Raw genomic sequence first — 14,126 nt, forward strand, 5'->3', positions numbered from 1 at the left:
CGTGGACTTCGCGACGAACCCGGTGGACGGCACCCGCATCGCCTGGTCGGTGACGGGTGACCCCACCGGCCCGCCGGTGATGCTGGTGCACGGCAGCCTGTTGTCGCACCAGATCTGGCGCACCTTCGGCTACGTCCGTGCGCTGCGCGACCGGTACCGCCTGATCCTCGTGGACCAGCGTGGACATGGCCGGAGCGAGGCTCCTCGCGACGTCGAGGCCTACTCGATGGACCGTGTCAGCGAGGATCTGGTCGCCGTCCTGGACGCGGCGGACGTGTCCGCCGCGCACTACGTCGGCTACTCGTTCGGCGGTCGGTCCGGCCTCAATCTGGTCACCCGCACTCCCCAGCGTGTCGCATCACTCGTCGTGGGCGGAGCCGGATCGGGGCCGCAGAAGGGCGCGCTGGACAGCCTGTTCTTCGACGGCAGCGCCGACGTCCTCGCCGAACGGGGAATGGACGGGTTCGTCGACGAGTGGGCGAACCGCCGCGGCTTCCCGGTCGACTCCGGCACCCGAGCCGCGTTCCTGCGCAACGACTCCGAAGCGTTGGCCGCCTACTTCCGGGCATCGGACGACGATCCCGGTATCGCCGACGACGCCGTCCGCGCCATCACGGCGCCGACACTGTTCTACGTCGGCTCCCGCGACGTCCAGCGTATCGACGACACCCGTCGCACCGCATCGTTGATCGCCGGCTCCGAGTACGCGGAACTCCGCGGGTACGACCACGCGACGGCCGTGGCCGCGCCGGAGGCCGTCGAGCTCGTGTCCAGGTGGCTGAGTGAGGTCACGTCGTCGGAGCGGTGAGCGGATCGGGCGCTCGCCGTGTACGTCCGGTGTCGGACACGACGGCGAAACCTTCCCGTGCCCAGTACTCGAATCCCCCGATCAGCTCCCGCACGCGGGGGTAGCCGAGGCGAGTGAGCGTCAGGGCCGCTCGGGTGCTGCCGTTGCATCCCGGTCCCCAGCAGTAGACGACGATGTCGGCGTCGCGATCCGGCTCCACCTCGGCGATGCGCATGCCCAGATCGGCCCCGACGATGTGCACCGCTCCCGGAATGCGCCCAGCACTCCAGGACGCGTCCGAACGAACGTCTATGAGCAGCGGCCCCGCACCGCGGGATCGCTCGGCGGCAACATCGGCGGGATCAGTCTCGAACCTCAGTTTCGCGGCGAAGAAGTCGGCGGCGGACGGTGTCTTTTCCATGACCTCAGCCAATCCTGTTCGGGCGACTGGGAGAAGTGGCGATCACCGGCTGATCGCACTAAACGGCATCGATCGGCCGGTATCGTTTCCATTGTGCCGCGTAATCCACACCCCGAAGTCGACGAGATCGACCGGCGACTGCTGGACGAGCTGCAGAGTGACGGGCGCGCGACCGTTGCACATCTGGCCCGAGTGGTGAACCTGTCGTCGAGCGCGACGGCCGACCGCGTCCGCCGCCTGACCGACATCGGCGTGATCACCGGCTACTCCGTCACTGTCGATACCGAGGCGCTCGGCTACACGGTCTCTGCGTTCGTGCGCCTGGCGTACCCGTCGGGCAACTACGGTCCGTTCGACGCACTGGTGGCGTCCACCCCGGAGATCATCGAGGCGCATCACGTCACGGGTGACGACTGCTTCATCATCAAGGTCCTCGCCCGCTCGATGCGGGATCTCGAACGTGTCACCGGCCGGCTCGCCACCCTCGGCTCCATCACCACTAACGTCGTGTACTCGAGCCCTCTCCCGAGTCGGCGCATCACTCCTGCGTGACGGCCCGTCGGTGGCCTAAACCTTCGAACAACGCACGTCGCGCAGCCATGCGATGCCCACGGTGCCGAGAACAGTGACCACGGTGAACGTCGTCCTCTCGACGCCGTCCGGCCGCGACCGTCTCAGATGAGGCGGTTCCCGCGTCGGACGCGCTGCGACAACGGGTGTGCGCACCCCTTCTAGTGACCGCACACCCCTCCCCACCGGCCGCAGACCGTGTGCGCTCACCGCTGGGGGTGTGCACACGGCTTGCGGCCGCACCTACGGGCCCGTCGGTAGCCTGGCGAACATGGCGTCACGGTTCTGGTCCCTGCTCGGTCGTTCGGTCGCGAAGGGGCATGCGCGGTCGCGAGGTGCCGTGGATGCCGCCCGAGCGCTCGAGGACCGCTACCGCGACCTCGACGCGGACGGTCTGCGTGCCGCGGCCGACGGTCTGCGCGGAGCCGGCTCCTTCGACGTGCCCGCGTTCCTCGCGCTCGCGCGCGAGGCGTCCGATCGTGCGTTGTCCCTGCGCCCCTTCGACACTCAGCTCTACGGAGCCGTACGGCTGCTGGAGGGCGACGTGATCGAGATGGCGACGGGCGAAGGAAAGACGCTCTCCGGCGCCGTCGCGGCCGCCGCCTACGTGCTGCAGGGCAGGGACGTGCACGTGGTGTCGGTCAACGACTTCCTCGCTCGACGCGACGCCGAGTGGATGCGCCCGTTCTACGACGCGCTCGGAGTCACGGTCGGGTGGATCACGGCGGAGTCGACGGCGGACGAGCGGCGCGCTGCCTACGGGTGCGACGTCACCTACGCCTCGGTCAACGAGGTGGGCTTCGACGTACTGCGCGACCATCTCGTCGACGACGTCGACACGCTGGTCTCCCCCACCGCGGACGTCGCCGTCGTCGACGAGGCCGACTCGGTGCTCGTCGACGAAGCTCTGGTGCCCTTGGTTCTCGCCGGCTCGATCGATCAGGACGTGTCGGCCGACGACGTGCTCGACGCTGTGCGATCCCTCGACGCGGACACCGACTGGGAGGTCGACGCCGAGCGTCGCAACGTGTTCCTGACCGATGCCGGGGCCGAGAAGCTCGAGGACGCACTGGGAGGGATCGATCTGTACAGCGAGGAGCACGTCGGCACCACGTTGGTGCGCGTCAATCTCACCCTGCACGCAGAGGTGTTGGTACGCAGGGACGTCGACTACATCGTGCGGGACGGTCGGGTACAGCTGGTCAACGCCTCCCGCGGCCGTGTCGCGGAGCTGCAGCGTTGGCCGGACGGTCTCCAGGCCGCGGTCGAAGCGAAGGAAGGCCTGGCGCGCACGGAGACTGGGCAGGTCCTCGACACCATCACCGTGCAGGCCCTGATGGGTCGGTACCGCCGCGTGTGCGGAATGACCGGAACGGCTCTCGCAGCAGGAGAACAGCTTCGGACGTTCTACGGCCTCGGGGTGTCGGTGGTCGAGCCGAACGAGCCGCTCGTCCGCGTCGACGAGGTCGACCGCGTGTACGCCACCGCTCCCGAGAAGAACGCGGCCGTCGTCGCTGCAGTGCTGGAAGCCCACGCCACGGGGCAGCCCGTGCTCGTGGGGACGCACGACGTCGAGGAGTCCGAGTCTCTGGCCGCCCGCCTCGAGGACGCCGGAGTGCCGGTGGTCGCCCTCAACGCGAAGAACGACGCGGAGGAGGCCGAGATCATCGCGCGGGCCGGACTGCGCGATGCGGTGACCGTCTCGACGCAGATCGCCGGCCGCGGCACCGACATCAGGCTCGGGGACGGCGTGACCGACCTCGGCGGCCTACTCGTGATCGGCACCGCGCGGTACGTCACCGAGCGACTCGACAACCAGCTACGGGGACGCGCAGGGCGACAGGGTGATCCGGGCCGCTCCGTGTTCTTCGCCAGCTGGGACGACTCGCTGGTGACGCGCTACCTGGAGAAGAGCGATCGACCCGGCCACCCCGACGACACGGGCTTCCTCGAGTCGGAGGTCGCGGCCAAGCGCATCGACCACGCGCAGCGCGTCGCGGAGGGCGCGATGCTCGACACCCACGCGTCCACGTGGCGGTACAACCAGCTGACCGCCCAGCACCGCGACATTCTCGACACGCGTCGGGCCGCGCTGCTCGGCACCGACGAAGCGTGGGACCTGCTGACCACCCGTAATCCCGAGCGTGCCGCGGAACTGGAGGCCGTCGACTCCGACGCCCGCGTACGCGCCGCCCGGCGCATCGTCCTCCACCATCTCGACCGCGCGTGGTCCGACTACCTGGCGCACCTCGGCGATGTCCGCGAGAGCATTCATCTCCGGGCACTCGGCCGACAGAACCCGCTCGACGAGTACCACCGCATCGCGATCGAGGCGTTCGCCGAGGTGCAGTCCCGTGCCCTCGAGGAGTCCGACCGCACCTTCCTGACCTCGACGATCGACGACGACGGCGTGGACCTCGAGTCGGCGGGGCTGGTGCGTCCGTCTTCGACCTGGACCTATGTGCGCGAGTCGCACCGTCCACTCGCGTTCTGAGTGGCCTTCGACCCCGTGCGCCCTTTGCGTATCCGGAGATGCGCAAAAGGCGCACGGGGGACGAAGTCCCACTATTGCGAGTGATCACTCTCTAAGTTACGGTGAGCCCATCGCACAGTGATGGAGGTCACATGAACGAGTCGCACTTCGATGTGGTGATCAGCGGCGGGACCGTCTTCGACGGAGATGGTGGGCCGGGAGTTCGCCGCGATGTCGGCATCGTCGACGGCGTGGTCCGTGCCGTGTCCTCGGACGCGCTCGACGTCGGACCGGACACCGAGGTCATCGACGCCACCGGCCAGTGGGTCATGCCGGGATTCGTCGACGTGCACACTCATTACGACGCGGAGGTCCTGGTGGGGCCGGGCCTGAGCGAGTCGGTGCGCCACGGCGTGACGACGGTGCTGCTCGGCAACTGTTCGCTCTCCACCCTGTACTCCACTCCCGTCGACATCGCCGACCTCTTCAGCCGCGTCGAGGCCCTCCCCCGCGATCACGTGCTCAAGGCCGTCGACACGCACAAGACCTGGTCGGGCCCGGAGGAGTACATCGCCGCGCTCGAGCGCCTCCCGCTCGGACCGAACATCGCTGCGCTGGTGGGGCACTCGGACCTGCGCGCCCACGTCATGGGACTCGACCGGTCGACCGACCGCTCCCAGCGACCGACGCGCGAGGAGACGGCGCAGATGGCGGACGCTCTCGAGAAGGCACTCGACGCGGGCATGCTCGGCATGTCCACGATGACCAATCCCTGGGACAAGCTGGACGGGGATCGATACCGCTCGCGCTCGCTGCCGTCGTCCTACGCGTCGTGGTCGGAGTTCCGGCGTCTGCACAAGATCCTGCGTCGCCGCGGCCGTCTGCTGCAGAGCATTCCGAACCTGAACACCAAGTACGACATGGTGTTCTTCCTCGGCGCCGCGACGGGCATCGGCCGACGCGCACTGAAGGTCTCGCTGCTGGCCGCCGCCGACGCCAAGGCCTCGCCGTGGATCCACCACATCTTCGGTCCGCTGGCCGCTGCGGTGAACGGACCGGGCAAGGGGCAGTTCCGCTGGCAGCACCTGCCCACGACGTTCGACGTCTACTCCGACGGAATCGACCTGGTCGTGTTCGAGGAATTCGGTTCCGGCAGAGCAGCTCTGCACCTTCGTGAGGAGCTCGGCCGCAACGAACTGCTGAAGGACGAGGCGTATCGACGCTGGTTCCGCGCCGACTTCGAGAAGAAGTTCTCCTCCCGTGTGTGGCACCGAGACTTCGGCGACGTCATCATCACCGAATGCCCCGACTCGTCCGTCATCGGCAAGAACATCGCAGAGTTGGCACGGGAGCAGGGGATCCACGTCGTCGACGCCTTCCTCGACCTGGTGGTCGAGCACGGCCGGAAACTACGCTGGCACACCACCATCGCCAATCATCGCCAGAAGCAGATGGACAAGCTGATCACGAAGCCCGGTGTGACGGTGGGGTTCTCCGATGCCGGGGCGCACCTGCGCAACATGGCGTTCTACAACTTCGGCATCCGCCTGCTGCGGCGCGTGAACGACGCCCGCGAGTCGTTCCTGACGGTCGGCCAGGCGGCTCACAAGCTCAGCGGCGAGCTCGCCGACTTCTACGGCGTCGACGCCGGCCACCTGCGTCTCGGCGATCGCGCCGACATCGTCGTGGTGAATCCCGCCGGCCTGACGGACGAGGTCGACGCGTACAACGAGGAGACGATGCCGGAATTCGGGGGTCTCAGCCGCATGGTCAACCGTAACGACACCGCGGTCACCGCGACGCTCGTCGGCGGACGAGTCGCGTATCGCGAGGGCCGATTCGCCTCCTGGTTCGGGGTGTCCGAGCGGGCGGGCCGATTCCTGCGAGCGGGCGTGAGGACACCTGCGGCCACTACCGTGTCCGTGTGAGACGAACGCAGGAAGAGCGCCGCACCGACACCATCGCGCGACTCCTCGACGCGACCATCGCGTCGCTGTGCGAGAAGGGTTACGCCGCCACGACGGTCAACGAGGTGGTGACCCGCGCGGAAGTGTCGTCGGGTGCGCTCTTCCGGCACTTCGCCACCCGTCTCGATCTCGTCGTGGCCGCGGCGGACGAGGTCCGGAGGCGCCAGTTCGAGGAGTTCCGCGCCGGGCTGTCCGGCTTCGGCTCGGCGTCCGTCGAGCACTGCCTGACGTTGCTGCGCGCCGCGTGCCGGGCGCCGATCAACGGTGCCTGGTACGAGCTGCTCATCGCCGCCCGGAGTGACGATGCACTGCGGGAGCGTCTCGTTCCGTTCACCGTGCGCTACCACCAGGAGATCACCGACCTCGGACGCTCGCTGCCGATCGCGGGCACGATTCCCGCGGCGGAACTCGATACGGTGCTCTTCACGGTGGTACACCTCCTCGACGGGGAAGCCCTCTCCGCCGTGGTGCATCCGCAGCCCGAGCAGGACGAGGTGCGGCTGCACCTCGTCGCGCGACTGCTCCGAGGAGAGTCGCTGTACAGAAGGAGCGAGGCAGGATGACCGAGCCGCACAGCAGGTGGACCGCTCACTCGACGGGTGCCGCACTGGCCGTGTTCGAGTACGGCGATCCGGAGTCGGACACGACGGTGCTGCTCGTGCACGGGTATCCGGACGACCACACCATGTTTCACCCGATGATCGACGCCATCGGTGATCGCGCCCGCGTCATCGCCTACGACACGCGCGGTGGTGGCCGCACCGTCGTCGAGCACCCGGAACGGTCCGAGTCGTTCGCCATCGAACGCCTGGCCGACGACACCTATGCGGTGGTCGAGTCGATCCCCGATCTCCGCGGAGCGGTCCACGCCTTCGCCCACGACTGGGGTTCGGTGCAGATGTGGGAGCCGATGCGCGATCCCCGCGCCGCCGAGGTGTTCGGATCGTTCACCTCCGTCTCCGGTCCCAGCATCGACCACCTCCGCGAGACGTCGCGTCGGCGCGGACTGCGGCCCACCCAGTGGCCGTCGGTGCTCGGTCAGCTCGCCCGGTCCTGGTACATCTGGGGCTTCCACGTGCCGGTCCTGGGGAAGTACGTTCCGACTCTGTTCGTCCAGGCCGGTCCCGCGGACCCCGCTCCCGCCGCGGATCCGCTGAACATGCAGCGCGGTGTCGAGCTCTACCGCGCCAACATCATTCGGCGCATGCTGTCCGGGCCACCACCGCGGTGCGACGTACCCACACTCGTCGTGGTTCCGCTGAAGGATCGCTTCCTCTCCCCCGATCTGGTCCAGGACGTCGACCGCTGGGTCCCCGACCTGACCGTCCTGGAGGTCGACGCGAAGCACTGGTGGCCCTGGAGTCACCCGGGAGACGCGGCGGACGTGCTGCTCGACCACGCCGGCCGGGACCGATAGCCCCGGCGTCAGGTCTCGGTCGTGTCGACCGGACTGCGGCGCCGACGGATCACCCCGGTTACGACGGCCGTGATCGCGCCAACAGCGAGGACGATGGCCGAGGCGAACGGGAGCCTGGTGTCGACGAGACCCAGCACGACGACGACGGGAATGGCCAGCGCCGGCCACGGGAACACCGTTCTCCAGTCGCCGGAACTCCAGCCGAGAACGGCGCAGATCCCGACGACGAACAGCGCCACCCCACCGGACAGGGCCCAGCGCCCGGCATCGGTCAGTTCGCCGACGGGATGCAGGACGTACTGCTGGATCCCGACGCCGAGGAGAGCGACACCCAGGGTGAGAGGGAGGTGCCCGTAGACGTACCCGTCGGCACGGCCACTGCCCACCACCCGCTCGTCGTCCTGGATCTCCGTCTTGGCCTCCGCGCCGCCGATGTCGAAGTACATCCACCACACGGCTGCAGCGATCGTGAATCCGAGTGCCGCGACGGCGACGGACGAGAACATCCAGTGGGTGTCGTGCATCCCGAGCACCACAGCCGAGATCGACTCACCGAGAACGAGAATGACGAAGAGCCCGAACCTCTCCGGCAGATGCTCGAGGTGCAGCGGAACATCCGGTCCCCAGTGGGTCGCGGCGAACGGCGCCGCGGCCTCCACCATGATTCCCACCGCCCACAGCACGTAGGTGATCGGTGACGGGGTGAGCAGCGAGACCGTCCAGATCACGACACTGACGCCGGTGGCCGCGAGGTACAGATCGATCGTGACGCGGACGTCGGGGATGTGCCGCCGTGCGCGAAGATACAGACCGGCGAGAATCACCCGCGTCGCGATGTACCCGGCTCCGAAGGCGACGGTGCCGTCGCCGCCCACCGCCGTCGCGGCACTGGCGGCCATCACCGCCACGGCGAAGGTGGCGGCGAGTTTCAGCAATCGGTACAGGACGTCGTTCGTGTCGAACCTGTTGGCGTACAACGTGGTGGTCACCCAGGACCACCACGTGACGGCGAAGATTCCCGCGAACTCGGCGATGCCCTGCCAGCGAAGGTCGTCCTTCAGTGCGAGTGCGAGTTGGTGCACGACCAGCACGTAGGCGAGGTCGAAGAACAGCTCCAACCGGGTCGCGCCGCGATCGGCCTCGGTCCGCAGCTTCGGCGGTTGCACCAGCGGAGTGCGCTGGTCGGCTCCCGCATCGGTGTCGCCGTCCGAATGCGCCGTCACGTCATCACCACCCTGCAGGTTGCGAATCGGACAGACCTCGCGGATCGGACGGTCAGCCGATGATGCGCGACACTACGCCCCGCGCCACTTCCTCGGGACGGAACTGCTCGCTCGCGTACGCGGAGATGGCGACCACTCCGCCGGCCAACGCGGGGACGACCCACTGCAGTGCCTGGAGTTTCTTCTGCGCGGCCGCCACGTGCGGTGGCGTGGACGCGGTGGGCGTAGTCCCGTCAGAGGCGGGTACCGCACCTTCCTTCGAGACCGTCTGTCCCAGAACGCGGCTGTACGCGGTGACCGCCAGTGCTGCCGCCGTGAGCGCGGTCTTGGCGACGGCCATCGAGGCGACGCCGTCCTGCGCCTTCAGACGTCCGTAGTCGTTCTTCAGCAGTGCTGTCGCACCGGCGAGATGGACACCGATGGCCGCGGCGTTGACCGGCGTCCACCGATCCCATCCCTCGTTGGTGACAGCCCCGGTGGAGGCGGCGGTGTCGGCGTTCGACGACGCCTCGTTCAGTGCGACGGCATTGGCGAGGGTTCCGCCGAACCAGGCCGCGAGTCCGACATCGTGGAGCAGGTGGGCAAGGGTGGCACGGGCCATGAGAATCTCCTGTGTCGAGAGCGAGTGCCTCGAACTACCCTCGTGCCGTGCGCTGAAACGTGTCGACCGGTCCAGGACGTCGACCGCCGGGTGCCGGACCTGACCGTCCCGGAGGTCGACACGAAGCACTGGTGGCCCTGGAGTCACCCGCGAGACGCGGCGGACGTGCTGCTCGACCACGCCCACAGGAACCGACAGCCCGCAGGCGAGTGTGAGTACACACGATCGACGAACACTCTGCCGATCCGCAGAATCACCGGCGATCCTGTGGCCGCACGCTCACATGCGAGGTCCCGCGACGGTGGACGGGTGTGGGAACGGTCTTCCCGGCACGTTCCCACACCCGAGTCTTGCCCCCTGCGGCTCAGGCCCCGATCCGCTCCCCCGAGGTCGGGTGGAACAGGTACGCGGTGCCCTCCTGCTTGGTCAGCGTGACCTTCTCGCCGATCCGCGCGGGTGCCCTCCTGGGAGAGCGTGCCACGATCGTGGCCGGTGTGCCGTCCGAGGCGCGGATCCGGGTGTCGTCGAAGCTGGCGTAGAGGTAGCTCTCGTTGCCCAGTTCCTCCACGAGGTCGACGGTGACCAGCAGTCCGTCGTCGTCCGCGGAGCCGATCGCTAGCTGTTCTGGACGCAGGCCGAGGGTCACCTCGTCGAGTCCCGCGGCGGCGATGGCGGTGAGCTGGTCGCGCTCGAGGGGGACGGTGCGCTCACCGACCTTCAGTCCGCCGGACACGACGGGCACCGTGAACAGGTTCATCGCCGGCGAGCCGATGAATCCGGCCACGAAGGCGTTGACCGGGTGGTCGTAGAGCTCGGTCGGCGCGGCGAACTGCTGCAGCTTGCCGTCCTTGAGGATCGCGACGCGGTCGCCCATCGTCATGGCCTCGACCTGGTCGTGGGTGACGTACACGGTGGTCGTCCCCAGCCGACGCTGCAGCGCGGCGATCTGCGTGCGTGTCTGCACCCGCAGTTTGGCGTCGAGGTTCGACAGCGGCTCGTCCATGCAGAACACCTGGGGCTCACGGACGATCGCGCGGCCCATGGCGACACGCTGCCGCTGACCGCCGGAGAGCTTGCCGGGCTTGCGATCCAGGTACTCGGTGAGGTCGAGGAGTCGGGCCGCCTCGGCGACGCGAGCCTGACGCTTCTCGAGGCTGACCCCGCGCATCTTGAGCGCGAAGCCCATGTTCTCGCCGACGGTCTTGTTGGGGTAGAGCGCGTAGTTCTGGAACACCATCGCGATGTCGCGGTCCTTGGACGGCACACCGACCATGTTCTTCCCGCCGATCTCGATGGCACCGCCGTCGATCTCCTCGAGACCGGCGAGCATCCGCAGCGCGGTGGACTTCCCGGAGCCCGACGGTCCGACCAGGACGACGAACTCGCCGTCCTGGATGTCGAGGTCGAGCGAGTCCACCGCCAGCTTGTCGGCGCCGTCGTAGATGCAGGACGCTTGCTTGTACGAGATTGCAGCCATGGTTCTTTCTCCTACTTGATGGCGCCGAAGGACAGGCCGCGCACGAGCTTGTTCTGCGCGAACCATCCGGCGAGGACGACGGGGAGGGCTGCGAACGTCGCAGCGGCGGAGAGCTGGGCCCAGTACAGGCCCTGCCCGGTGATGAAGCCGACGAGGTAGACCGGAATCGTCTGTGCCTGAACGGCGGTGAGGTTGACGGCGAAGAAGAACTCGTTCCACGAGAAGATCACACAGATCAGCGACGTGGCCGCGATGCCGGGCGAGACCAGCGGCAGGATGACCTCCCGCACCGATGTCCACAGCGAGGCCCCGTCCATGCTCGCGGCCTCGAGCAACTCGCTCGGGACCTCGAGGAAGAACGACCGCATCATCCACACCGCGATCGGCAGATTCATCGCCGTGTACAGGATGATGAGCGCCCAGATGTTGTCGAGCAGACCGATGTCGCCGACGATGACGTACAGCGGCACGATGGCCGCCACGACCGGCAGCATCTTCGTCGAGATGAAGAAGAAGAGCACGTCCTGCGTCTTCTTCACGGGACGCAGCGACAGGGCGAATGCAGCCGGGACACCCAGCAGCAGAACGAGAATCGTGGACACGACGGTCGCGAAGGCCGAGTTGAGCAGCGTGGTGCCGATGCCGCTCTCGAGAACGCCGCGGTACTGGTCGAGGGTCGGGGTGAAGAAGATCTTCGGCGTCGCGGTGTACGCATCGGCTTCCTGCTTGAACCCGGTGATGACCATCCACAGGACCGGGAAGAAGAAGGCGATGCCGGCGACCCAGGCGACGAAGGACCAGATCGATCCGGGCCCCCATCGCTTCTTGCGTGTGATCGGCGCGGTGACGCTCGGAGTTCCGCTGCCGGCGCTCCGCTCGGTGGTGGTACTCATCAGGCAGCCTCCTCTTTCCCGCTGAAGCTCGTGAAGATCAGTCGCAGCGCCAGTGTGCTGACGACGATGGTGGCCACCACGGTGACGACGCCCATGGCCGCGGCCTGGCCGATGTCGAAGCCGAGGAACGCTCGTTGATAGATGTAGAACGGCAGGTTCGACGACGCCACACCCGGGCCGCCGGACGTCATCATGTAGACGGCGTCGAAGGTGTTGATGAGGTAGATGGCGCCGAGGACCGCTCCGAGCTCGATGAAGCGTCGCAGATGCGGCAACGTCAACTCGCGGAACAGTGCGACGGGCCCGGCGCCGTCCACCCGCGCCGCCTCCGCGATGTCCTTCGGCATCGACTGCAGTCCCGCCAGGATGAGCAGCATCATGAAGGGGGTCCACTGCCAGACGAGGTTGGTCATGACCGCGGCGAGCGGGAACCGCGAGACCCAGTCGATCTGGTCGACCCCGAACGGGCTGAGCACGAAATTGATGAGGCCGAACACCGGGTCGAACATGGTGGTCTTCCAGATCAGTGCACCGGCGACCGGGGTGATGAGGAACGGAGTGATCAGCAGGGTGCGGATCAGACTGCGGCCGATGAACTTACGGTCCAGCAGCAGTGCGAGCACCAGGCCCAGCGCCACCGAGATGATCACCGTGCCCACGATCATGATCACCGTGTTGAACGCGACCGAGCGGAACTGGCTGTCCCGGAACACGTCCACGTAGTTGTTCAGACCGTTGAACTCCCGCGATCCGGGGCGCACCAGGTTCCACGACTGCGTCGAGTAGTACAGCGTGAACAGGAACGGGATCTGCGTGACGACGATCGCGAAGACCATGGCCGGCAGCAGGGGACCGCGGCGCCGCCACCCCTCCGCCTTCGAGATCACCCGTTCGCGAGGAACGAACGGCGTCTCGGATCTCGCCGAGCCGACTTCGGTCGTGGTCATCACTGATCCTCCTGATACGTCTTGCCGACCACCTCGGCGTACTGCTGCGCTTGAGCGAGCGCGTCCTGGACGCTGATCTGTCCTGCCACGGCGGCGCTGATCTGCTGACTGACCCGGGTGCCGAGATCCTGGAACTCGGGGATGGTGAGGAACTGGACGCCGGTGTACGGCACCGGATCGACCGTCGGGTTCAGCGGATCGGCATTGTTTATCGAGTCGAGTGTGACCTGACCGAAGGCGTCCGACGCCTCCTTGTACTCCGGGATCTCGTAGGTGGACAACCGGCTTCCCGGTGGCACCCGCTCCCAGCCGAGCTCGGTGCCGACCTTCTTCAGGTACTCCTTGTTCGTCATCCACGACACGAATTTCCAGGCGTCGTCCGGGCTCTCCGACGTCCTCGGGATGCCGAGCGACCAGGAGTACAGCCACCCGTTGTCGCCCTTGGCCGCCGACGGGGCCTTGGCGTACCCGATCTTACCGACGACGTTGCTCGACGTGGGGTCCTCGAGCACCGACACCGCCGAGGTGGCGTCGTACCACATGGCCGTGTTGCCCTGTGCGAGTTGCGTTCCGCACTCGCTGAAGCCGCTCGTCGCCGCGCCGGCCTGTCCGTGCGACCGGACCAGGTCGACGTAGAACTGCACGGCTTCCTCGACCTGCGGACTGTCGAGTTGCGCGTTCCAGTTCTCGTCGTACCACCGGCCGCCGAAGGCGTTGATGACGGTGTCGAGGGGCGCGAGCACCTCGCCCCAGCCGGGCTTGCCACGCAGGCAGATGCCGGACATGCCCGGACGGTCGAGTGTCGCGGCGGCCTCGGCCACCTGGTCCCAGGTGGGCTCGGCCGGCATCGTGATGCCTGCTTCCTCCATCAGGTCCTTGCGGTACATGAGGAAGGACGACTCACCGTAGAACGGCACCGAGTACATGCTTCCCTCGTAGGACAGCGACTCCTTGAGCGACGGGATGAAATCGTCCTCGTCGTATCCCGGTGTGGCCTGCGCGTACTCGGACAGATTGGTGAGCCACCCGTTCTCGGCCCATTGCGGCGTCTCGTAGTTGCTGATCATCACCACGTCGAACTCACCACCGCCCGTGGCCACCGACGCCGTGATCTTCGCGCGCGCCTCGTTCTCGGACAGCGAGACGAACTTCAGGTTCACACCCGGGTTCTCGGCCTCGAACTCCGGTGCGAGCGAGATCGCGTCGGACATCTGCGAGTTGGAGACGATGGCCACGGTGATGGTCGTGCCGCCACCGTCACCTCCGAACGATCCCGCGCCCGCGCAGCCGCTCGCCGTCAGCACGGTGGCTGCGGCGAGGGCGGCGAGTGGGACGAATCGTGATGTCACG

At 67.5% G+C, this 14,126-nt stretch carries 13 protein-coding genes; 6 read left to right on the top strand and 7 right to left on the bottom strand.

The features are described 5' to 3' along the window. Position 1 precedes the first annotated feature (1 nt). The gene (locus tag HQ306_RS14595; protein WP_308115364.1) at positions 2–808 is read left to right on the top strand and encodes an alpha/beta hydrolase; all 807 of its coding nucleotides are present in this window, start codon (positions 2–4) and stop codon (positions 806–808) included. Here HQ306_RS14595 and HQ306_RS14600 read toward each other — a convergent pair. Next, entirely contained in the window at positions 789–1,208 is a 420-nt protein-coding gene (locus HQ306_RS14600; protein ID WP_222632202.1) for a rhodanese-like domain-containing protein, read from the bottom strand. The two genes, HQ306_RS14595 and HQ306_RS14600, sit on opposite strands and share 20 nt — an antisense overlap. Before the next feature lie 93 nt (positions 1,209–1,301). Between HQ306_RS14600 and HQ306_RS22625 the strand changes: the two genes are divergently transcribed. From HQ306_RS22625 to HQ306_RS14625, 5 genes are all read left to right on the top strand, one after another. Beyond that, positions 1,302–1,760: an Lrp/AsnC family transcriptional regulator gene (locus tag HQ306_RS22625; RefSeq protein ID WP_222632204.1), complete on the top strand. Its 459-nt coding sequence runs from the start codon at positions 1,302–1,304 to the stop codon at positions 1,758–1,760. Positions 1,761–2,049: 289 nt separating this feature from the next. Beyond that, entirely contained in the window at positions 2,050–4,272 is a 2,223-nt protein-coding gene (gene secA2, locus HQ306_RS14610) for an accessory Sec system translocase SecA2 (protein ID WP_222632206.1), read from the top strand. 131 nt (positions 4,273–4,403) lie between these two features. Beyond that, positions 4,404–6,179 carry an amidohydrolase family protein gene (locus HQ306_RS14615; protein ID WP_027506161.1) on the top strand — a complete coding sequence of 592 codons (1,776 nt, stop codon included), beginning with the start codon at positions 4,404–4,406 and terminating at the stop codon, positions 6,177–6,179. Continuing rightward, entirely contained in the window at positions 6,176–6,781 is a 606-nt protein-coding gene (locus HQ306_RS14620; protein WP_222632208.1) for a TetR/AcrR family transcriptional regulator, read from the top strand. Before HQ306_RS14615 ends, HQ306_RS14620 begins: the two co-directional genes overlap by 4 nt. After that, positions 6,778–7,635 (top strand): alpha/beta fold hydrolase, encoded by an 858-nt coding sequence (locus HQ306_RS14625; RefSeq protein ID WP_222632210.1) that lies wholly within the window; start codon positions 6,778–6,780, stop codon positions 7,633–7,635. Before HQ306_RS14620 ends, HQ306_RS14625 begins: the two co-directional genes overlap by 4 nt. Before the next feature lie 8 nt (positions 7,636–7,643). Here HQ306_RS14625 and HQ306_RS14630 read toward each other — a convergent pair whose 3' ends face one another. The 6 genes from HQ306_RS14630 to HQ306_RS14655 form a co-directional block, all read right to left on the bottom strand. Further along, complete coding sequence (locus tag HQ306_RS14630) at positions 7,644–8,858, bottom strand: low temperature requirement protein A (protein WP_308115365.1); 1,215 nt, start codon at positions 8,856–8,858, stop codon at positions 7,644–7,646. A 52-nt stretch (positions 8,859–8,910) separates the two neighbouring features. Next, positions 8,911–9,459, bottom strand: a complete 549-nt coding sequence (locus HQ306_RS14635) for a hypothetical protein (RefSeq protein WP_222632212.1) — start codon at positions 9,457–9,459, stop codon at positions 8,911–8,913. A gap of 364 nt (positions 9,460–9,823) precedes the next feature. After that, positions 9,824–10,936 (bottom strand): ABC transporter ATP-binding protein, encoded by a 1,113-nt coding sequence (locus HQ306_RS14640; RefSeq protein ID WP_027506158.1) that lies wholly within the window; start codon positions 10,934–10,936, stop codon positions 9,824–9,826. 11 nt (positions 10,937–10,947) lie between these two features. Next, positions 10,948–11,829, bottom strand: coding sequence for a carbohydrate ABC transporter permease (locus HQ306_RS14645; protein ID WP_027506157.1), 882 nt, complete (start codon positions 11,827–11,829; stop codon positions 10,948–10,950). Further along, the gene (locus HQ306_RS14650) at positions 11,829–12,776 is read right to left on the bottom strand and encodes a carbohydrate ABC transporter permease (RefSeq protein WP_027506156.1); all 948 of its coding nucleotides are present in this window, start codon (positions 12,774–12,776) and stop codon (positions 11,829–11,831) included. Before HQ306_RS14650 ends, HQ306_RS14645 begins: the two co-directional genes overlap by 1 nt. Further along, positions 12,776–14,125, bottom strand: a complete 1,350-nt coding sequence (locus tag HQ306_RS14655) for a sugar ABC transporter substrate-binding protein (RefSeq protein ID WP_222632214.1) — start codon at positions 14,123–14,125, stop codon at positions 12,776–12,778. The genes HQ306_RS14650 and HQ306_RS14655 overlap by 1 nt, the downstream gene beginning before the upstream one ends. Position 14,126 lies beyond the last annotated feature (1 nt).

Source organism: Rhodococcus sp. BP-160 (assembly GCF_019836205.1).
Classification (GTDB): domain Bacteria; phylum Actinomycetota; class Actinomycetes; order Mycobacteriales; family Mycobacteriaceae; genus Rhodococcoides.